This window comes from Psychrobacter halotolerans (assembly GCF_039680845.1).
GTDB lineage: Bacteria > Pseudomonadota > Gammaproteobacteria > Pseudomonadales > Moraxellaceae > Psychrobacter.
The window spans coordinates 361,697-383,717 of record NZ_JBDKWD010000001.1 but is presented as its reverse complement, the minus strand read 5'-3'; the positions used below and the strand labels follow the sequence as shown (position 1 = coordinate 383,717).

The 22,021-nt window shown below is 41.9% G+C and carries 19 protein-coding genes; 15 read left to right on the top strand and 4 right to left on the bottom strand.

Going from position 1 to position 22,021, the window contains the following annotated elements; translation table 11 throughout:
* Positions 1-82 precede the first annotated feature (82 nt).
* From AAJP47_RS01630 to AAJP47_RS01610, 5 genes are read left to right on the top strand one after another with little or no spacing between them, the layout of a single operon-like run.
* A complete protein-coding gene (locus AAJP47_RS01630; protein WP_346716162.1) occupies positions 83-1,132 on the top strand; it encodes an ABC transporter substrate-binding protein in 1,050 nt (349 codons plus the stop codon).
* Entirely contained in the window at positions 1,129-2,148 is a 1,020-nt protein-coding gene (locus tag AAJP47_RS01625) for a FecCD family ABC transporter permease (RefSeq protein ID WP_346716161.1), read from the top strand. Before AAJP47_RS01630 ends, AAJP47_RS01625 begins: the two co-directional genes overlap by 4 nt.
* Entirely contained in the window at positions 2,141-3,178 is a 1,038-nt protein-coding gene (locus AAJP47_RS01620) for a FecCD family ABC transporter permease (RefSeq protein ID WP_346716160.1), read from the top strand. Before AAJP47_RS01625 ends, AAJP47_RS01620 begins: the two co-directional genes overlap by 8 nt.
* 19 nt (positions 3,179-3,197) lie before the next feature.
* On the top strand, positions 3,198-4,040 hold the full coding sequence (locus tag AAJP47_RS01615; protein WP_346716159.1) for an ABC transporter ATP-binding protein: 843 nt from the start codon (positions 3,198-3,200) through the stop codon (positions 4,038-4,040).
* Positions 4,037-4,840 (top strand): IucA/IucC family C-terminal-domain containing protein, encoded by an 804-nt coding sequence (locus AAJP47_RS01610; RefSeq protein ID WP_346716158.1) that lies wholly within the window; start codon positions 4,037-4,039, stop codon positions 4,838-4,840. The genes AAJP47_RS01615 and AAJP47_RS01610 overlap by 4 nt, the downstream gene beginning before the upstream one ends.
* Positions 4,841-5,112: 272 nt before the next feature.
* Here AAJP47_RS01610 and AAJP47_RS01605 read toward each other — a convergent pair whose 3' ends face one another.
* Positions 5,113-5,505, bottom strand: coding sequence for a RidA family protein (locus AAJP47_RS01605; RefSeq protein ID WP_346716157.1), 393 nt, complete (start codon positions 5,503-5,505; stop codon positions 5,113-5,115).
* Between the two features lie 152 nt (positions 5,506-5,657).
* Here AAJP47_RS01605 and AAJP47_RS01600 point away from each other — a divergent pair, with 152 nt between their 5' ends.
* The 4 genes from AAJP47_RS01600 (at position 5,658) to AAJP47_RS01585 (ending at position 10,418) form a co-directional block, all read left to right on the top strand.
* Positions 5,658-6,239 (top strand): TetR/AcrR family transcriptional regulator, encoded by a 582-nt coding sequence (locus AAJP47_RS01600; RefSeq protein WP_346716156.1) that lies wholly within the window; start codon positions 5,658-5,660, stop codon positions 6,237-6,239.
* Positions 6,240-6,614: 375 nt separating this feature from the next.
* Positions 6,615-7,082, top strand: coding sequence for a hypothetical protein (locus tag AAJP47_RS01595; protein ID WP_346716155.1), 468 nt, complete (start codon positions 6,615-6,617; stop codon positions 7,080-7,082).
* Positions 7,083-7,424: 342 nt separating this feature from the next.
* On the top strand, positions 7,425-8,186 hold the full coding sequence (locus AAJP47_RS01590) for a class I SAM-dependent methyltransferase (protein WP_346716154.1): 762 nt from the start codon (positions 7,425-7,427) through the stop codon (positions 8,184-8,186).
* 258 nt (positions 8,187-8,444) lie between these two features.
* Entirely contained in the window at positions 8,445-10,418 is a 1,974-nt protein-coding gene (locus AAJP47_RS01585) for a protein-L-isoaspartate(D-aspartate) O-methyltransferase (protein WP_346716153.1), read from the top strand.
* A 236-nt stretch (positions 10,419-10,654) separates the two neighbouring features.
* On the opposite strand, the gene AAJP47_RS01580 is transcribed toward AAJP47_RS01585, so the two are convergent.
* The gene (locus tag AAJP47_RS01580) at positions 10,655-11,110 is read right to left on the bottom strand and encodes a hypothetical protein (protein WP_346716152.1); all 456 of its coding nucleotides are present in this window, start codon (positions 11,108-11,110) and stop codon (positions 10,655-10,657) included.
* Between the two features lie 187 nt (positions 11,111-11,297).
* Positions 11,298-11,729: an Lrp/AsnC family transcriptional regulator gene (locus AAJP47_RS01575; protein ID WP_011514116.1), complete on the bottom strand. Its 432-nt coding sequence runs from the start codon at positions 11,727-11,729 to the stop codon at positions 11,298-11,300.
* A 168-nt stretch (positions 11,730-11,897) separates the two neighbouring features.
* On the opposite strand from AAJP47_RS01575, the gene ocd reads away from it, so the two are divergent.
* The 3 genes from ocd to AAJP47_RS01560 all read left to right on the top strand — a co-directional run bounded on the left by ocd (position 11,898) and on the right by AAJP47_RS01560 (position 15,759).
* A complete protein-coding gene (ocd, locus tag AAJP47_RS01570) occupies positions 11,898-12,989 on the top strand; it encodes an ornithine cyclodeaminase (protein WP_346716151.1) in 1,092 nt (363 codons plus the stop codon).
* A 290-nt stretch (positions 12,990-13,279) separates the two neighbouring features.
* A complete protein-coding gene (locus AAJP47_RS01565) occupies positions 13,280-14,254 on the top strand; it encodes an arginase (protein WP_346716150.1) in 975 nt (324 codons plus the stop codon).
* A gap of 95 nt (positions 14,255-14,349) precedes the next feature.
* Positions 14,350-15,759, top strand: coding sequence for a YjiH family protein (locus tag AAJP47_RS01560; protein WP_346716149.1), 1,410 nt, complete (start codon positions 14,350-14,352; stop codon positions 15,757-15,759).
* A gap of 270 nt (positions 15,760-16,029) precedes the next feature.
* On the opposite strand, the gene AAJP47_RS01555 is transcribed toward AAJP47_RS01560, so the two are convergent.
* Positions 16,030-16,935, bottom strand: coding sequence for a LysR family transcriptional regulator (locus AAJP47_RS01555; protein ID WP_346716148.1), 906 nt, complete (start codon positions 16,933-16,935; stop codon positions 16,030-16,032).
* Positions 16,936-17,231: 296 nt separating this feature from the next.
* Between AAJP47_RS01555 and AAJP47_RS01550 the strand changes: the two genes are divergently transcribed.
* From AAJP47_RS01550 to lldD, 3 genes are all read left to right on the top strand, one after another.
* The gene (locus AAJP47_RS01550; RefSeq protein WP_346716147.1) at positions 17,232-18,938 is read left to right on the top strand and encodes an L-lactate permease; all 1,707 of its coding nucleotides are present in this window, start codon (positions 17,232-17,234) and stop codon (positions 18,936-18,938) included.
* On the top strand, positions 18,935-20,707 hold the full coding sequence (gene dld, locus AAJP47_RS01545) for a D-lactate dehydrogenase (protein ID WP_346716146.1): 1,773 nt from the start codon (positions 18,935-18,937) through the stop codon (positions 20,705-20,707). The genes AAJP47_RS01550 and dld overlap by 4 nt, the downstream gene beginning before the upstream one ends.
* A 130-nt stretch (positions 20,708-20,837) precedes the next feature.
* Positions 20,838-21,980: an FMN-dependent L-lactate dehydrogenase LldD gene (lldD, locus tag AAJP47_RS01540; protein ID WP_346716145.1), complete on the top strand. Its 1,143-nt coding sequence runs from the start codon at positions 20,838-20,840 to the stop codon at positions 21,978-21,980.
* Positions 21,981-22,021 lie beyond the last annotated feature (41 nt).

The following is a 22,021-nucleotide window of genomic DNA, read 5'->3' as shown; positions in this document are numbered from 1 at the left end:
TCTTTAGAATATATCTCCTTTATAGTGAACAGATGATAGACAGAGTTAGAGAGAAAGCGTTTTGGCTATAAGATTATTGATAATGAACGATAGAGCAGGGCAACGCTTTTATAAAACCAATAAAGGGAGCGCCAGTGGTCTGACGAGCTTTGCTTTTATCACGTTATGTCTGTGGTTGTGTGCAACAGTATCTGCAAGCGCGTCTGCTGATACCACGACGCGTACAGTCAAACACGCGCTTGGTGAAACGGTCATTGATGGGCAACCAAAGCGCGTGGTGAGCTTGTTCCAAGGGGCAACAGATACGCTGGTTGCATTGGGTGTCGAGCCCGTAGGCGTGGTGGAGTCTTGGGCGCAAAAGCCCATGTACTCGTACCTACGACCGCAGCTCAAAAACGTCACTTATGTGGGACTGGAGACGCAGCCAAGCTTAGAAGATATTGCATTATTAAAGCCCGATTTGATTATCGCTTCACGATATAGAAGTGAAAAAATTTACGGCATTTTATCGCAGATTGCTCCCACGATCGCCCTAGAAGAAGTGTATGATTTTCGCCAAACCTTGAAGACAACCGGAAAGGCGCTTGGCAAAGAGGATAAAGCCAACCAACTGCTTACTGATTGGCAAAAGCGCATTATCGAAACCCGCCACAATTTACAAGCGCATTTTGGCCGAGACTGGCCACAAAAAGTATCGTTATTAGACTTTCGCTCTGACCATGTGCGTTTATATACGCCCAATAGCTTTTCAGGCTCTATCTTATCGGACTTGGGCTTTAAATGGCCAAAGGTGGTTGAAGACAGACAATGGGCGCCGCAAAAGTTAGTGAGTAAAGAAAGCATTCCGCTTATCGATGCTGATATGTACTTTGTGCTGATGAAAGACGATCCGGCGGTACAAAAAAACTACCAATCTTGGTCACAGCATCTATTGTGGCAGCAAACACAGGCTGCCAAAACCAACCATATTTATCAAGTGGACAACATTTATTGGAGCTTAGCAGGCGGCATCATTAGTGCCAACCATATGCTCGATGAAGTGGACACGATTTTTCACCCTCCGTATCAACGCCTAAATCAAGACTCGTATAAAGTCCCAAATCAAGGTCAATATCACGGTGCGACCAAATGATTCCTTGGTGGCAAAACGCTCAAAAACCTGTGTGGATATTAATCTTTGGAATAATATTGCTACTCATCAGTTTTGTTTTGAGTTTGTGTATTGGGTCTACCTTTATATCACCAAGCACTGCCATTCAAGCCTTGTTCAATCCTGATTTGTTAAATCTAGAGCACATATTGGTGACGACGACACGACTGTCACGAAGTGTGATTGCGCTGGTCGTTGGTGGCTGTCTTGCCGTGGCTGGCTGTCTGATGCAAGCATTAACGCGCAATCCTTTGGCGTCGCCTAGTATCTTTGGTATTAATGCTGGCGCGACCTTCAGTATCATTGTTTGCTCGATGTTTTTTCAATTGGATTCGATGCAGCAGTATATGGGGGCGGCATTGCTGGGTGCTTTTGTGGCAGGCGCGATGGTTTATGCAATAGGCACGATGGGTACAGGAAGATTCAACCCGATTCGGATTGTATTGGCGGGCGCTGCCATCACTGCACTTTTTGGCTCATTTACTCAAGCCTTATTGGTCATCGATCAAGAGGGTTTGGATAGTATTTTATTTTGGCTGGCAGGTTCGGTGGCGAATCGTCAGCTGGACACGCTTGTCACCTTATTGCCTTATATAGGCGTTGCATTGATAGGGGCGTTTTTATTGTCCAAGCCTATCAATATTTTGATGGCGGGTGATGAGATATCAAAGGGGTTGGGGCAGCGGACAGCGTTGGTTCAGATGGTTATGGGACTTGCCATCACCGTGCTCGCAGGCTGCGCGGTCGCAATGGCAGGCAATATTGTTTTTGTCGGTTTGATCGTGCCCCATATTGTGCGAAAACTGATGTCTACGTCTATTGCTCATGAATGGCTGATTCCTGGCTGTATGGTGTTTGGCGCTTTATTGCTATTGATTGCAGATATGGTGGCAAGAGTGATTATTTTCCCTCAAGAGATTCCAATAGGTGTGATGACGGCATTCCTTGGTGCGCCACTGTTCATCTATTTGATTCGGCGAGGCATGCGTCATGGTTAATACGTATGCGTTACGAATCGGCCCTTTTTCTCGCATTATCAATACTCGCACCGTGATGATCGTGAGCGCATTAATTTGTCTAACGCTCACTCATTTATTATTGTCGTTATGCATCGGCAAAATCCCATTGTCGCTATGGCAAGTCATTGGTGTGCTTAATGAGTTAGGCGTGACAGATAAAAGTGGTATTGGCTTTATCGTTGATACGCTAAGGTTTCCTCGTGTTGTCATGGCGGCTCTGGTGGGCATCGCGTTGTCTTTGTCTGGGTTGATATTACAAAGCATCGTGCGCAATCCGTTGGCGTCTCCTGATATTTTAGGGGTGACGACTGGCGCATCGGCATCTGCCATCTTTTTTATGTCTTTTTTAGCGCCTATTATGAGCATGCAATTCTTGCCTGTGTTTGCCATGATTGGGGCTTGGCTGACCGCTTTTCTCATTTATCTGCTGGCATGGCAACGCGGTATCACGCCCATGCGTTTGATTTTAGTCGGTATTGGCCTGTCCGCTGTGATGGGTTCTATAACGACGCTACTATTGGTACTGAGTCCGCTGACCTCTTCTTTATCCGCCTATGTGTGGTTGACGGGTAGCGTTTATGGCACCATTTGGCAAGATGTTCGCTATTTTGCGATGTGGTTATTGGGTTTGTTGCCTTTTTTGATGTTGGCTTCACGTTGCATCAGTTTGCATGAACTGAGCGATAGCGTTATGACGGGTTTGGGGCTTAAACCTGAGCGTGAGCGGATGTTGTTGCTACTGTTGGCGGTGGCTTTTGCTGCGATTGCAGTGGCTTATGCGGGGGCGATTGCGTTTGTGGGGTTGATTGCGCCACACATTGCCAAACATTTAGTCGCTCGCAGCTTTGCAGGTTTGGCCGTCACCAGCTCATTGGTCGGTGCCAATTTAGTCATGTTGGCTGATTTGATTGGACGCACAGCTTTTTTACCCTTGGACTTGCCCGCAGGTGTTTTTGTGGCAGTCATGGGAACGCCGTTCTTCGTTTACCTTTTACTCAAAAATAAATAAGTCCGTAAAGGAAGCTGCTATGAATCTATTACAAGGTCAGTCATTGACGCTCGCTTATCAGCAACAAGCGATTATTGAGCAGTTAGATATTGACATTCCCAAAGGGAAAATCACCGTTTTTGTGGGCAGTAATGGTTGTGGTAAAAGCACTTTATTAAAAGCGTTTGCAAGACTCATCAATCCCAAACAAGGTCACGTCATCTTGAATGGCGCGGATATTCAACAGCGCTCGACGTCCCAAGTGGCAAGAGAGCTGTCGATCCTTCCGCAGTCGCCGCAAGCACCTGAATCTATGAGCGTCTATCAGTTGGTGCGTATGGGGCGTTATCCTCATCAAAACTGGCTCAAACAATGGTCAAAAATGGATGAAGAAAAAGTCATGGAGGCGCTAGCGCGTGCCAGCTTGCTCGATCTAAAAGATCGTTCGGTGGACTCTTTATCTGGTGGTCAAAGGCAACGCGCATGGATTGCCATGACGTTGGCGCAAGACACAGAGGTTATATTGTTGGATGAACCAACGACTTATTTGGATCTTGCCCATCAGATAGATGTCTTGGATCTGCTCTATGATCTCAATGCCACTCAGCAAAAAACCATCGTGATGGTACTGCATGATTTAAACTTGGCTTGCCGCTACGCTCACTTTATGGTGGCGATTGCGGACAAAAAAGTATTTGCCAAAGGCGATCCTGCCGATATCTTGGATGCACACAATGTGCAGCACATTTTTGGATTGGATTGTCATATGGCTACCGACCCCATATTTGGAACGCCAATGTGTATCCCGTTTGGTAAAGGAAATAAACGTCCCTCGCTGGATAACAGTAGTCAAATCAATGAACAAAAAAGTGCCGTATCATGACCGCTTATCCTACCGCCGCTTTCGATAACGCTGAGCAATGGCAGCATCTCTGTCAGTCCTTTGCCTTGATGGACGCCGCTCAAAGAAATCCTGCCACCTCGGTTTGGCTGCCGCAATTGCTCGATCATGAACACTGTGAAAAACTGCTACGCCATCTGACGCCCATCATTCACTCACCCTCGCTCAAAGTCACCGCTTCTTTATTGAGTAAACGTTATGCTTACTTGGCCACGGCAGCCAGTTTGTATGCCATGACTGTCTATGATGCTGGACTTGATATGTCGGCACAAAACTGCTTTTTGGACTACACCTATAAAGATAACTTATGGCAGTCAAAGATGCCTATCAGTGATTGCCGTGTCAGCCGTCCTACCAGTAGTGATGATAGAGAAGAATGGAGAGAAAGGGTTGTCAGCAATCTTTTTGCCAATCACTTGGCCTTGCTATGGCAGGTATTGGTCGATGTGACAAAGGTTCATCCGCGCATTCTGTGGGAAAACACAGCGGTGCGGGTGTACTCGCTCTATGAGAAAAAAATCACCACCACATCTCCGATAATTAAAGAAAAAATCCAAGAAGATTATGCGTATTTGCTAAAGCAAGCTGCGCCTGAGGTATTTGGCATCGATCACAATCCATTAAAACGCTACAACGTAAAAAAAATACAACTGACTGAGGACAGTGGTTTAATTCGATTAAGAAAAAGCTGCTGTTTTTATTATAAAGCCACTGATCCGATGGAGTATTGCAGCAATTGTCCATTATTGGTGGTGAAACCTAAAAGGAAAAAAAGGGTGTAATGTTAAGAAAAAAAGGTCTGTTTTTTACCATATAGGTGATCCTAAATAACATGGATACAAGAAACGATAGAGCGTGATTGGAACCAATTTTTCTGGCTTGCTGTGCCTTTTTTATATTTAATTGACTATACCATCAGCTTGCCAACTCAAGAGTTCATTGGACAGCAAGCTTGAACATAAGCCTGTCCACGTAGACAGGCCTTTATCAAAATAAATGATTAACGTTTTTTGTTTTACGTCTGTTTGATGTTCGATTGCCAAGACGATAATCGCTAACTTGGCAGACGGGCGATTGCCTTTATTTCAAAGTCAAACCCAGCAAGCCAAGTCACGCCTACAGCGGTCCAAGCTGGATACGGCGTCTCTTTAAAAATACTGTTTTTGACTTTCATCATGGCATCAAGTTGACTTTCAGGGTCAGTATGGAAGGTTGTGATATCGATGATGTCATCGAAGGTACAGCCCGCTGCCGCTAGCGTTTTGCGCAGATTCTCAAATGCCAGCGTCACTTGCTTCTCAAAACCCATCTCTGGACTACCGTCCTCAAGACTGCCCACTTGACCTGAAACAAAGAGTAAATCCTTTGATTGAATCGCGGCAGAGTAACCATGTTTTTCATAAAGCGCGTGTCTGCCAGCTGGAATAATTGCTTTTTTTTGACTCATAAAATGCTCCAATGGGTTTAGATGGATCAATTAAGAACGGAAGATAGACAGCGCTTCTCACTGGATTTGCTATCATTTAACATACACTACGTATGTTAAATTAAAACATACGCGTCGTATGTATTTTTAAGTAGCTAACATAAGGAGATACTATGTCAAAGCGTGCGTTAAAAATGGCTGAAACTCGGAAAAGTATCATTGCTGCTGCCAGAAAATCATTTGCTGAATATGGCTATTCAGAAACCTCAATGGATAAGTTAACCGCCGATGTGAACTTGACCAGAGGGGCGCTTTACCACAATTTTGGAAACAAACAAGGACTGTTTGCCGCGGTCGTTGAACAAATTGACTTAGAGATGGTAGAGAAAGCCAAGGCTAGGGCAGAGGGATGCAATAATTTTTGGGAAGGATTGCTGATTGAGGGGCAAACCTATATCGAAAGCGCACTCGATCCAGAAGTTCAAAGAATCATTTTATTAGACGGTCCCGCTGTCTTGGGAGATCCCTCGCTTTGGCCCAGTCAAAATCGCTGTTTGTTATCTACCCAGCAGATTGTGACTCAACTGATTGCTGAAGGCACGATGAAGGAGGTCGATCCGGAAGCTGCTTCCATGCTCATTAATGGCGCTGCTATGAATGCTGCCCTTTGGATTGCTTCGAGTCCTGAGCCAGAAATTGCTTTACCGAATACAGTGGCGGCCTTCAATGCCATGTTGTCTGGATTTAAAGCATGATGGTTAGCCAATCTAACCAGTTGTCTAGCCTTACCTCAACGCGCTTAGATGCTCATAGAAAAACACACCAAACTTAATTGCGTACTTTTCAACCGACAACCTTGAATGCTTAATACTGCAATTTTTTGCAAAAAAATATTTGATTAATCAAGAAAAAGGAGATTACATTTATAACAAACTGACATGACATAATCTCTCTTATTTTTTAAAAGTATCTTTAATGTCAGTTAGTTGAATGTTTTTATTGCTAACTTAAATAAATTGGTGATAATATTTATTTAAGTTATTCTTAAATAAACCCAATTCAAAAAGGATCAACACTAGCAGTTATGATCTAAAAAATTTCTATTTCCTATTTTTTAGGAAGACCCGGCTATGAATAATACTCAAAAAAAACGTATAAGTTCTTGTTGGAAAGTCTTCCTAATGATTCTTATGTCTACTGCAATAATATATATGGTCATTCACTACCATACCTATCAATATAATCCTATGTACTTTAGTCGCACTAGAGTATGTACAGCTTTATATATGGGCATAGTGATAACACTCAGCATACTTATCTTTATAACTACTAGGCACAAAAAAATCAACGTTAGATTAATCATTTATACCACTAGCGTAGTGCTATTTTTATTAAGTATTTGGGGGTTTCGATTGCAAATGGCCATTGACCCAGTCAATTGGAAGCAAGAAATCATCACCTATCATTCGATTGTTTTATCGACCATTACAAATACCGATAACGATGAATACTGGAGGAGGCAGCTAGCTGAAAATAATCTTGAACTCAAAGAAAGTGAAATTAGAGAAGTGAGTTTACTCGTTGAGGAGGGGGATTAAATATCCTTTATTAATATTAACTAAAAAATCAGCGCTATTTAATAACTATTATATTAAAGTAGTCTAATTATTTACTAAGATATGGTGTTGTCTTGTAGGTGTTAAACTTATTCACTTATAGCTACTTTATATTATAAATAGTTATGAATTAAATATTTATAATATAAAGTTTAATACTGGAATAAAAAAGCGTTTCTTTATTAAAAACGCTAGTTATTTCATTGTTCAAGTTGCCTCAATATTATTGACGGTGGCATACGTTGTTTCCAGATTGTTAGATGGTTTTATTGAGAAAATATCTTAAATTATCATATGGGTAAAAATTAAATATTGGATAAAAACATGGAAGATTTAGCGTTCAAAGATCATTTTTCTAAAGACTCAAAAGATTATGCTACTTATCGTCCTTCATACCCTATTGGTTTAGTCAATGAGCTCGCTGATTTATGCATTAATCAAAACCGTGTTCTAGACTGTGGTTGTGGTACAGGGCAGCTTTCTGTGTTATTGGCGGCAAGATTCAAAGAAGTGATCGCCACTGATGCAAGCTCAGCGCAAATCGCCAAAGCCCAAAAAAAAGAGGGGGTCATCTATCGAACAGCGTTGGCGGAACAAAGTGGACTGGCCGATGAGTCAGTAGATTTGATTACCGTTGCTCAAGCAGCGCATTGGCTAGACCTAGATAAGTTCTATAAAGAAGTCGAGCGGGTTGCCCGGCCCAATGGTGTTTTGGCCTTAATTACCTATGGTGTTTTACAAGTAGAAGGGACAGTGGATGCGCTTGTTCAACAGTTCTATTATCAAACCATTGGACCCTATTGGCCAGCAGAGCGCCAGCATGTAGAAGACGTTTATCGCAGCTTGCCTTTCCCATTTACCGAGATCAAAGTACCTGTTGTAACTATGCAGGAGTGCTGGAATTTAGATGAACTCATGGGATATTTTAATACGTGGTCAGCTGTTAAAGAAGCCAAAAAGGTGTTGGGCTTCAATCCTGTAGATCAGCTTAGAATGGCGTTGTTAGCTGAATGGGGCGATCCTGACAGTAAGAAAAAGATCATTTGGCCTTTGTCTATTCGGGCAGGGACAGTAAACGTTCAATAAGTTTACACGTTACCGCCATAAAAATTTTTCTTTATAAATGGATAAATCAAAAGCAGCGTTTGGTTACAGTCTCAGACCTTTCTTTACTTATCTTACTTTAATAGGACAGAAGTTAGATGAGAATACATTGAACTAAGCAATTTTTAACAATAACCTGAAATCATACCTTTATGTAGCGATCCACTTATTTCTACTTTATTTAAAACTGAAAATATCTATGGTGCTGAATATTCCAAAATGAAAATTAAGGAAATCATCATGAATCATTTTAAAGAACTAAGACAGCAAATGATAGATCATCAACTTATGCCGCGCGGCATTCGCGATCAAACGGTGCTCAATGCGTTGAATGCAGTACCACGTGAAGCTTTTATACCTACCGATCTTGTCGAATTTGCTTATAAAGATTCCCCCTTACCTATTGAAGAAAACCAGACCATCTCACAGCCCTTTATGGTGGCATTGATGACAGCCGCACTTGAGCTAACATCAAACGATCGTGTGCTTGAAGTTGGGACCGGATCTGGATATGCCGCTGCTGTGCTCGGAGAGATTTGTGAAAGTGTCTATACCATTGAGCGCCACAACGCTTTAGCCGATACGGCTCAAGCAAAACTTAACGAGCTGGGATATACCAATGTTCAGGTCAAACATGGCGACGGTACTCTCGGCTGGCTAGAAAAATCCCCTTTTGATGCCATCATTGTTGCCGCTTGCGGGCCTGATGTCCCGCAAGCGCTCAAAGAACAGCTAGTGATTGGCGGGCGTATGGTTATTCCCGTGGGTTCTTCTTTGGAATCACAAAAACTGGTTCGTATTCGGCGTGTCAGTCACAATGAATATGAAACAGAAGAGTTGGAAGACGTGCGTTTTGTGCCACTGATTGGCACGGCAGGATGGCAAGATAAAAGTGAGGACAGCTCAAGAGTGCAGACTTTGTCTGAATTGATTACTCAATCAAGTGAATCTTTTACAAGTATTGCTGACGTCAATCTAGACAATCTCATGGCGCGTATCGGAGACAGCCGTGTCGTGCTGCTCGGAGAGGCGTCACATGGTACTGCTGAGTTTTATGAGATGCGTGCGCGTATCACAAAAGAGCTTATAGAAAAGAAAGGTTTTACCATTATTAGTGCTGAGGCTGACTGGCCAGATGCCGCGCATATCAATCGTTATATCCAAGGACAAGAACATGATGCGCTGCGACAGAAGCAACCTTTTTCCAGATTTCCTACTTGGATGTGGGCCAATAAATCCATGCTCAAATTCACCCACTGGCTTCATGATTATAATCAGAAAACCAAATCTTTAGAACAAAAAGTAGGGTTTTATGGGCTAGATTTATACAGCTTATATGGGTCTATTGAAAGTGTGTTGAATTATTTGCAAGAAGTGGATTCTAAGACGGCCGAAATTGCCCGCGACCGTTATAGCTGTCTGCTGCCTTGGTCGGATGAACCTTCTTTGTACGGTCATGCTGTGATCACTCAGCAATATAAAGACTGTGAAACAGAAGTGCTCAGAAATCTACAGGATTTACTTAAGAAGCGTCTAGAGTATTCTGCAGCCAATGAAGCGCAATTTTTTGACGCCGAACAAAATGCTAAGCTGATAGTCGATGCCGAACGTTATTACCGAACCATGTACCATGCTGAAGACAACTCATGGAATCAGCGCGATCAGCATATGGTTAAAACCTTACAGGCCGTGCTCGATTTTAAAGGTCCTGAGTCAAAAGCAGTCGTTTGGGCACACAATTCTCACGTCGGCGATGCTCGCGCAACCCAAATGAGCGCGCGCGGCGAACTCAATATAGGGCAATTGGCGCGGCAAAAGTATGGCGATAAAGTCTACAATATTGGTTTTGGCACCGATCATGGCACGGTTGCCGCGGCTTCTGATTGGGGTGGACCAATGGAGATAAAACAGGTACAGCCATCACACATTGACAGTTACGAACATCTTTTTCATGATTTATCGATAGATAATTTTCTGTTGCCATTACGCTATCCATTAAATGAAGATATCCGTAAAAAACTACTCCCCGAGCGTTTAGAACGAGCAATAGGCGTTATTTATAGACCGGAAACTGAGCGGCAAAGTCATTATTTTTATGCCTCTTTGCCCTCTCAGTTTGATGAATACATTTGGTTCGATAAAACGCGTGCAGTTGAAGCGTTGGCAAAGCAGAGGGGAGAAGGATCATTCGATACCTTTCCGTTTGGTTTATAAATATTCATATATCATATTGCGCGATTGGGGCGACGGGCTTTCTAAGTTATATATGCGGTGAGGAAGGGTGGTACGCCCATCAAGACTCGAACTGACTTCTTATAGGTCAATACAAAGTGGAGCTAATACCAGTACTTGAACTTAAATATAACTTTTGGAAATTCTATTTAAAGAGTTTTCTTTTTGCCACTATGAGGAGGCAATCAATAAAACACTGGAAGCGCTTTATAGTAAAATTACGAACTTTTGTTATCGCTTTCAATAAGCATAGTTTTCAATTCTATTTTTTCGCATTCAAAAACTATTTCTGTATCACCTAATAAAAATAGTGAATGTATAATCTTATTATCAGGCGTTACGTCTACTTCATGTGCCATTATGGTGATTGGTAATATCCAACAATTGATATTAACATTGACAATATCAGAATAGATAATTTCTATTAAATCTCTGCCATATCTTTGCTCGATCTTCAACGAGATTTTATCATTTTCTAAATCATAATAAATCGCCTTAATTATACCTCTATTAAGCGTCTTCTCTATATCGTCTATTCCGTTTAAATCACTTGATAAAATTAGGCTTAAATCTTCCCTACGTTTAAGTATCTCAGGTACTACTTCATCATAGTAGTACCTAAAATCCCAATTATGGTCTCCACGAGAATTTACAGAGTGTTTGATATATTTCATTATAACTGTCCTTACATCATATGTTTTGGTAATAATTTAACTAGGTAATACCTTTGTAGAGATATTTCGTAGTTAGAATCCAGTTTTAACTGCAATTTATCCCTCAAACCACTGCGACTATTTCAGCAAGTTAAGACATCATCACTATTAGACCGTGCTGAACCACATTTTTTTGGATATAGCTACATCACAAACTCGACAGCAAAACGCTTGTCTCGCTGTTCAGAATGCCGTCAATTTCTCTTACTTGACGCAGTACTTCATCAAATTCTCTCAAGCTTGTCGTGTGTATCTCTGCCACCAAGTCCCACGCCCCATTGGTCGTATGAAGCTTAATCAATTGCGGGATACCTCGTAATTTCCTAATCACTTGTGACGTAGACTTTCCGGTTACTTCAATCATCATCATCGCTTTGACGGTTTCTTTATCTAAGGCCTCATGCACGCGAATCGTAAATCCTAAAATAGCGCCGTTATGAATCAGTCTGTCCAATCTGTTTTGGACAGTGGCACGTGAGACTTTGAGTTTTTTTGCAAGGTTTGAAATGGTTGCGCGGCCGTCTTGTCGCAATTCAGATATCAGTTCGCTGTCTAAAGAATCATAAGTATAGTACGCCATAAAAAGGCTTCCTTTATTGAGTTTTGACATTATGCTAAGTAGCACCTAGCAATATGTCAAAAAATGATCAATATTTAATAAATTATTGACATTTTAACTGACATTTATAGTTGGTAGGATATTGATTGTCGGTTTAATAAACCATATTCATGGAAGGGAGCAAAACTAATGTCTAAATTTATCGTATCACAAAAGCAGGGTGTGCCATTTATTAGTGTACAGGCGATGGCTGAAATAATCAGCAATCATGGTATAGAACAGACCATAACAGAATTGGTAGATGCTTTAGAGAAAGATTTTTGTCGTTGGGATCAGTTTGAAAAATCCAGTCGTTTTGCCTCGCATTCTAAAGACGGGGTCATAGAGTTGATGCCTGTCAGCGATGGTGACATGTTTGCGTGCAAATATGTCAATGGCCATCCCATCAACACCAAGCGTGACTTGCAGACGGTAGCGGCCTTTGGCGTCTTGTCGGATGTTGATACCGGCTATCCAATTTTACTGACAGAAATGTGCATTTTGACGGCACTGCGCACGGCGGCGACCTCGGCACTGGTTGCCAAATATTGTGCGCCTAAAAACGCCCAAACGTTGGCGCTCATTGGTAATGGTGCGCAAGGAGAGTTTCAAGCAATGGGTATGAAGGCAGTGGTAGGTATCTCAAAAGTGCGTTTATATGATGTCGACCCAGCCGCGTCTGAAAAAGTCGCGCGCAATCTTGCCGATTCGGGTTTAGAGATTACTATTTGCAAAACAGCAGAAGAAGCCGTTGACGGTGCAGATATCATCACGACCTGTACCGCCGATAAGAAAAACGCCACCATTCTCCGTGACGATATGGTCAAAAAGGGCGTTTATATCAATGCCATCGGTGGCGATTGTCCGGGCAAAACGGAGCTGGATGCCAATATCTTGTTAAGAGCGGATCATGTCATTGTCGAGTTTGAACCACAAACCCGTATCGAAGGCGATATCCAACAGCTCTCTCCTGACTTTCCTGTGACGGAGTTTCATCGCATCGTGAACGGTGAGGCAGACGTACGTACCAACGACAATAACTTAGTGGTATTTGATGGTGTGGGTTTTGCCTCAGAAGACTTTACGGCTTTGGTATTTTTGCGTGATTTGATCAAAAAACAGGACGCCTATGAGCTACTTGATTTGATCCCGCAGCAACAAGATCCTAAAAACCTCTATTCGGTCGTGAAAGCGCATAACAAAGATCATAGCGTATTGACGAATGAAGCCATGGCTATATAATCGCTTCACTTTAAAAGCGATGCACAACATTATAATGCGTGACTGGAATGAGTTTTTATTGTTGGCTGTGCCGTTGCCGACAAAGGTGGCAAAAAACTCATCCCAGCCAAGCTGACTCTTTTTTATAGTTGTCTTACTATATGTTTGGCATGTTTCTTAGGCAGTTGTAGACACATTTTTTATTTTAAATCTCTCTGCTACTTTTGTAAGAGATTTAACATAGGAAAAAAATAAATTTGATTCCAAGTTTAATTTTTATAAAAAATATTTTATTTAATAGAGAGAGAATTATGACTGATGTGATGACAAATATAAGAATAGTAGAAGTTTATTCAGATGTTGCTGGACATAAAAAAGGCGCTTCTCTAGGCATTGATGCATTGCGAGCATCATCACAAGAGCTTAATGCCGAATATTATGAAAAGCTGCAATTTGACAGTATTAAGGATGACAGTAATAAATATGACGAAGATTATGAGGGAGAATCGCAATTTTCGCACGCAAAGTATGCGGATGTGATCGAGCCGATTATATCTAAGTTAGCCCATAAAATAAAAGATATAAGAGAAGAGAATAAATTTCCAATTGTTATCGCAGGCGATCATTCTAGTTGTGCAGGCACAATGCATGGTCTGAAAATGGCGCATCCTGATGCTGAAATTGGTGTGGTATATATAGACGCGCACGCTGATTTTCATTCGCCTTATACCAGTGGCTCAGGAAACATGCATGGTATGCCCTTGGCGATGGCGTGTGCCATCGATAACTTGGAATGTCAGCGTAATGAGCTCTCTGATGCAGAAAAAGCGTATTGGGAACGATTAAAGTTTATGGCATCCGACGAGCCATCCATCAAGCCAGAAAATATCGTGTTTTGTGCCGTCAGAGATTACCAAGAAGAGGAGATGGAATTAATTAAAAGACATAAAATCCCTTTATATAGCGTGGCTGAAATAACGAAAAAAGGCATTAGCGCCACAGTCGCAGAAATCTTTAAAAAACTAGAATACTGTGATCATATTTATGTCTCATTTGATGTGGATAGTGTTGATCCTTTATACGTCCCAGGAACCGGTACGCCTGCGATGAATGGTCTGTCGTATGAGCAAGCCATGCAGCTCAATATAGAATTAATTAAAAATGAAAAAGTGTGTTGCTGGGAAATAGCAGAAATCAATCCCTTGTATAACAATTCAAAAGATGACTCAACCAGAATATTTAAAATTTTAGAAGAAGTGACGCATTCTCTTTTAAATAATTACTAGTAGGAAAGATTAAAAATGAGTTAAAAGAATCCAACCTAAATAGTTATATAAAATTATTTAGGTTGGTCAAAAAAGGGACGAAAGGTAACAATAATATGGATATTATTAAAGCCAGTGCTTCAGATCAGGATGTCAGCAGCACCAGTATCAACATCAAACAATTTTTAAAATTCTTCATACCCTCTATGATCGGGTTGATCGTCTTCGTATTTCCCATTCCCTATGTAGATGGTAAGTTTGTCAGCTACTCCGAAGGATTTACCATTCCTATCGCTGTGCTAAAAGATTATATACAAAGTTATATGAGCGACTTTTTAACAATGCTGGTCGTCACCTCAATTATGATTACGGTGGTTGGTAGCTTGTATACCAAAATCATGAAGCCTGCATTCATTTTAAACAATCAATTTTTGAATAACTTACTAAACGTAAAAACATCTTGGCTAATGCTTAGACTACTTGGTGCGTTTTTTGCCGTCGTGACCTATTTTCAATTTGGGTTTGAGACCATATATTCAGATAACATTGGTGGTCTATTGTTATATGAGTTGATGCCCATACTTTTTATCGTGTTCTTTTTAGCGGGGTTGTTACTACCGTTGTTGCTTGATTTTGGCTTATTAGAATTTGTTGGTGTTTTATGTACTAAGGTCATGAGACCGTTATTTGGTCTGCCAGGCAGATCATCTGTTGATTGCTTGGCATCATGGTTAGGTGACGGCACAATTGGCGTATTATTGACTGATAAACAATTGCAAAGTGGATTTTATACCAAAAGAGAAGCAGCCGTGATTGCGACAAGCTTTTCAGCGGTTTCGGTTACCTTTTGCTTGGTGGTGATCTCCCAAGTCAAGCTAGAAAGTTACTTTATCAATATGATTGGGGTAGTTGCATTATGCGGCATCGTTTGTGCGCTTATCGTACCAAAATTATTCCCTCTGTCTAAAATTGAAGATACGTATATCACAAAGAACGATGAGGTAGATTGTGAAGCCATTCCCGAAGGAAGAACGTTATTCAACTATGGCTTACATAAAGCGGTGCAAAAAGCAGAAAAGAGTCCCAGTTTTTTCGCTTTCTTAAAAGACGGATCAAAAAATATCTTGGATATGTGGATAGGCATACTACCTGTCGTCATGGCAATCGGGACTTTAGGTTTGATTGTGGCAGAAAAAACGCCCATATTTGACTATTTAGGTATGCCATTCATCCCATTCTTAGAGCTATTGAATATACCGTTTGCAGCAGAGATGTCAAAAACGATCATGGTAGGTTTTGCCGATATGTTCTTACCGGCCATTATCGGCTCGTCAATAGAATCAGAGTTGACGCGATTTGTCATTGCTTGCTTATCCGTTTCTCAATTGATCTATATGTCAGAAGTCGGTGGATTGATTTTGGGAACAAAAATCCCCGTGAGCTTTGTTCAGTTGTTAGTTATTTTTCTATTAAGAACTGTTATCTCATTACCGATTATTGCGTTATGTGCTCATATGATTTTTTAATGACTTAACTCCTGCCTTCAAATCTAGACAGTAATACCTATTATCTATGGCGCGATTGATAAAAACTTCGCATTATCTTTTCGGTTTCATTACTCTTTTTATATATAGTGAGTTCGGTATAAAAACGATACAGCGGGACGGATATCAATTTTTTGCAGCCTTTGCCTGCGCAGGCACAGCAAGCCAGAAAAATTTATATTAGTTCCGCGTCATAAAATAATGTATCTGTTTTATTTAGAATCGACTATACATCAAAAACAGGCGTATTACTTAGCAGTAGTAAGCCTGTTTTTGATGTAATGATTCTCGCAAATGGGCAACGAGCAATTTTAACTTTTGATCTGGTTGCCGCGCTTTGGGATAAACGGCATACATGCCCAGTTTCTTTCGGGTAAAACGTTGTAAGATTTGCGTGAGTGTATTTTGCTGTATCTCCTCATAAACCAGCGCTTGGGGTAAAAAAGCGATACCTAAATCGCTGAGCGTGGCTTGTTTAATCGCACTAAGATGATTGCTATGAAACCGACCATAGACAGACATTAACTGTTTTGTACCATCAATATGTAATGGCCATACGTTATTAGACGCATTATCAAATCTATAGATCAAGCACTCATGACTCTCTAATTCTTCAGGGGTTTGAGGCATACCATGTTGCTTTAAATAGTCTGGAGTCGCACATATCACCCAGTGGCTATCTATAAGGCGCTTGGCAATAAGCGAGGAGTCTTCAAGCTCAGCAGTTCTTACTGCTAAATCAAACCCTTCTTCTATCAAGTCAACCAACCGATTGGTAATGTGTAAATCCACCGATATTTCAGGATGCTCTTTACAAAATTCGGCAATAGATTCGCTCAATATCAAATTCGCAGAGACCGCTGGCATGGTTATACGTATGTTGCCTTTCATATCTTTACCGTAACCCGTTACAGCATTTTCGGCTTCTTGCAAGGCAGATTGGGCAATTTTGGCCTTGTCATAAAGCGTCCTGCCAGCATCGGTTAAGCTGAGCTTCCTAGTGGTTCTATAAAGTAGCTGAGCATTTAAGTTCTCTTCTAATCTAGCAATGCGTTTGCTTACCACGGAATTGGTTAATGACAGTTTTTCAGCGACCTTAGAAAACGACCCTTCATCAACCACTTGGACGAATAAAACCATATCGTCGGCTTTGACCATATTTGTGCTCCAATTGGTGTAATACGGTTTGGATTATAGCAAAAAAAGAAAATAACATTCTCCTTTGATGCAATATATCAATCTATTAACAAGGCGTAGACTGTTTTAGGATGTTTTAAACATGAGACCATGGACTAGCTGAACCTATACTTGACTCTATCTGAGAGACAGCGTGGATAAATTAGCAATGCCTGTCCGTGAATGTTTAATACAGCTTAGTCAATATGGAGTCATCAAAATAAAAGCTTCAATGACTTGGTTCAAGGAAGATTAAACGATAGAAAAAGGATGTGATTTTGAATCAAACAATATATGGGCTGCTGGCATTACTGCCAATCGTTCTCTGTGGTATTTTTTTGATAGGCCTGCAATGGTCGGCCAAAAAAACCATGCCAATCATTTTAGCGGTGACCGCCGCGCTTGCTATTTTTGTATGGGATATGACGCTTAATCGCGTGTCCTCATCTATTATTCAGGGTTTGGTTATTACTGTCTCGGTGTTGTGGATTGTCTTTGGTGCTATTTTTTTGCTAAATACATTGAAACATACTGGTGCCATCGCTGTTATCCGTGCTGGGTTTACCAATGTATCGCCAGATAGGCGGGTGCAAGCCATTATTATTGCCTGGTGCTTTGGCTGCTTTTTGGAAGGCGCTTCTGGCTTTGGTACAGCTGCCGCTATTGCCGCCCCTTTACTGGTCGCGATAGGTTTTCCGGCACTGGCTGCGGTATTGATGGGAATGATGATACAAAGTACGCCCGTATCATTTGGTGCGGTCGGTACGCCTATTGTGATAGGGGTAAATAAAGGGTTAGATACAGCAGCGATTAGCACGCAACTTGCCCAACAAGGTTTACAGTGGGACAGCTTTTTACAACTGATTACGAGCCAAGTTGCCATGATTCATGGGGCTATTGGTACGTTCATGCCACTTTTTATGGTGATGATGCTCACGCGCTTTTTTGGTAAAAACAAAAGCTGGAGAGAAGGCTTCGCTATTTGGCCATTTGCTATTTTTGCAGGTTTGGCATTTACGATTCCTTATACGGTCACTGGTGTTTTTTTAGGGCCAGAGTTTCCATCATTGGTCGGTGGTTTGATCAGTATTACTATCGTTGTTAATGCTGCCAAAAGAGGGTTTTTAGTACCAAAAACCACATGGGATTTTGAACCGCAAAAAAATTGGCCAAGTGAATGGCTTGGTAAGTTAGTGGTTAGTAAAGAAGATATTACGCCGGCTTTAGACGATAAAAAGATGTCCACCCTTATGGCGTGGTTCCCTTACTTACTGGTTGCGCTTTTACTGGTGTTTTCAAGAGTATTTACAGGCTTTCAGTCTTTGCTTAACAGTGCGACAGTAGACCTAACTTCGATTTTAAGTGAGGCAGATATTAGTGCCAGCTTTAGTCCTTTATATTTACCAGGCGGCTTGTTACTCATCAGTGCCTTAGTTGCCGCCGCGCTGCAAACTAAAAAACCTGTTAGTGCACTAAACAATGCCTTTAAAGAATCAGGTAAAACGGTGTTAGGGGCAGGTTTTGTCCTTATCTTTACGATTCCAATGGTTAGAATTTTTATTAATTCAGGCGTAAATCTATCAGATGTGGCGAGTATGCCAGTCGCCAGTGCAGAGTTATTTGCGGGTACTTTTGGTAATGTTTTTCCCTTAATCAGTGCCACCATTGGGGCTTTAGGTGCCTTTATCGCAGGCTCTAATACCGTATCAAACATGATGTTCAGTCAATTCCAATATGAAGCCGCCATGAGCTTAGATATTTCACCGTCTCTAATTATCGCAGCTCAAGCGGTTGGCGCAGCAGCTGGTAATATGATCGCCATACATAACGTGGTGGCTGCATCAGCGACCGTGGGTTTACTTGGTATGGAGGGTGCCACCCTGAGGCGTACTATTTTACCCACCTTATATTATGTGTTGTTCTGTGGAATAATCGTGATGGCCGCCATTTATATTTTCGGTTTTCAAGGGCCCTTGTCATCATGAATGACATACCATTACAAGATAAGGAGCGTCATATCTCTTCATCAAATCGAGTTTCTCAAGACATACTGAGTCCTTATCAGGTGTTAGATAAACTAACCAACTTATTAGGCGCCAGCAATATACAGGCAGACCCAGAAAAAAACGAGCATTATAGAATGGGATGGCGCTCTGGTGGCGGCACTGCCTTGGCAGTTTTGTTTCCGCAAACATTGCTAGAGATTTGGCGTAGCCTAGAAGTGTGTGTAGCAGGCGACTGCATCATTATCATGCAAGCGGCAAAAACAGGCCTGACGGAAGGCTCAACACCCAGTGGTAATGACTATGATCGACCCGTTGTTGTTATCAATACCTTGGCAATGAACCAGTTATACTTGGTAAATGATAACGAGCAAGTAATTAGCTTACCTGGGGCTACCTTGCATCAGTTGCAAAGCCAGCTTAATGCCGTCAATAGAGCGCCTCATTCAGTCATTGGTTCCTCGACTTTAGGGGCCTCTATTATTGGTGGTATATCTAATAATTCAGGTGGGGCGCTGGTTAAAAGAGGTCCGGCTTATACCGAGCTTGCGTTGTTTGCTCAAATAAACGAACACGGCCAACTGGTACTCGTCAATCACCTAGATGTAGAGTTAGGAGATACCCCTGAAGCAATACTCACTAACTTACAAACCGGTAATTTTGATAAAAGCAAACTCCCTAATACTGGTAAGCTGGCATCGGACAAAGAGTATATCGCAAGAGTGACAGATGTTGAGGCAAGCACACCGAGTCGTTTTAATGCTGACAAGCGCAGGTTATGTGAGGCCAGTGGGTGCGCTGGCAAGCTTGCTGTATTTGCCGTACGCATTGATACTTACCCAACCGCTGCAAGAGAGAAGACCTTTTATATAGGCAGTAATAGTGTGGGTGAGTTGGCACAGTTGCGACGACAGATATTATCAAGTTTCAAAAATATTCCTGAAGTTGGGGAATATATGCACCGTGATATATTTGATGTATCCGCTAAATATGGCAAAGATACTTTCTTGAGTATTAAACATCTCGGTACAGACGCCTTGCCAAGATTGTTTTCTATCAAAGGCACGATTGACGCCAAGTTGAACAAATGGCCGTGGATGCCGAAACATTTTACTGATAAAGTCATGCAATTTATCGGTAATATATTTCCAAAGCATTTGCCCAAGAGAATGATAGAGTACCGTGATAAGTACGAGCATCACTTAATAGTAAAAATGAGTGACGACGGTATAGAAGAGGCACAAAATTTCTTAAAGTCTTTTTTTGAAACTTCAGAAACGGGTACTTATTTTGAATGCAATAAAGAAGAATCAGAAAGCGCCTTTTTAAATCGTTTTGCCGCAGCTGGTGCGGCATTACGGTATGAAGTCATACATGAAAAAGAGGTAGGGGAGATATTAGCGCTTGATATTGCCATCCCACGTAATGAGTTAGAGTGGCTGGAAACCCTACCTGAAGAAATAGCACAACATTTAGAAAAGAAGCTCTATTACGGACATTTCTTTTGTTATGTGTTTCACCAAGATTACATCTTAAAAAAGGGCAGTGATGCTCATCATGTCAAAAAAATGATGCTAGCATTATTGAATGAGCGCGGGGCAAAATATCCTGCTGAGCATAACGTCGGGCACTTATACGAAGCGGAACCTGATTTGCAAAACTTCTATAAAAGCCTAGACCCAACCAACAGCTTTAATCCCGGCATTGGTAAAATGTCAAAAACCAAACGCAACTGCTCGTGTTGTGTGTAATAGTAAATGGGGGCTGCGCTTGTGGCTGCAAAAATGAGTCAGTTGTATCCATCGGCCAGTACTGAGCGCTGCACAATGAGGCATCCAAGAATATTACCTAGTTATCTAACAGAATAAAAAGGGTAAGCGTATGATTATTTCATCTGCAAATGACTACAGAGCCGCTGCCAAGCGCCGCCTGCCTCCGTTTCTATTTCATTATATAGATGGCGGGGCTTATGATGAATATACCTTAAAACGTAATGTTGAAGATTTATCACAAATTGCCCTTAGGCAACGTGTACTCAATGATATGTCGCAACTGAGCTTAGAGACGCAGTTGTTTAATGAAACCCTGTCTATGCCTGTCGCGTTATCGCCCGTTGGTCTGACAGGCATGTATGCACGCCGCGGTGAAGTACAAGCCGCTATGGCCGCCGATCAAAAAGGCATTCCGTTTACCATGTCGACGGTGTCGGTGTGTCCAATTGAAGAAGTGGCCCCTAAAATTAGCCGTCCGATGTGGTTTCAGCTTTATGTATTAAAGGATAGAGGCTTTATGCAAAATGCCTTGGAGCGTGCTAAAGCGGCGGGGTGCTCGACACTGGTCTTTACGGTAGATATGCCAGTACCAGGGGCACGCTACCGCGATGCGCACTCGGGTATGAGTGGTAAAAATGCCGCGATGCGCCGTTACTTACAGGCTATGACGCATCCCCAATGGGCGTGGGATGTAGGATTAAATGGCCGTCCGCATGATCTGGGCAATATCTCGACTTATTTAGGTAAGCCGACAGGGTTAGAAGATTATATAGGCTGGCTGGGGAATAATTTTGATCCTTCCATTTCTTGGAAAGATTTGGATTGGATTCGTGAATACTGGGATGGGCCTATGGTCATCAAAGGTATTTTGGACCCAGAAGATGCCAAAGATGCGGTGCGTTTTGGGGCGGACGGCATCGTCGTATCCAATCATGGTGGACGCCAGTTAGACGGTGTTTTGTCCAGTGCGCGTGCTCTACCGTCTATTGCCGATGCGGTGAAAGGAGAGATTAAAATATTGGCCGACTCCGGCATACGCAATGGCTTAGATATTGTGCGCATGCTGGCTTTAGGTGCCGATATCTGTATGCTAGGGCGTGCATTTATATATGCGTTAGCCGCGGATGGCAGTGCAGGGGTAAGCCATTTTCTAGAGCTGATGGATAAAGAGATGCGCGTTGCAATGACCTTGACTGGCGCCAAAACGATTGCTGATATTAATTCAGATTGTTTGGCAAAACTGGATAAGTAAACCGAACTTGTGGAAATGATAATTACATGAAGTGCGCTTAT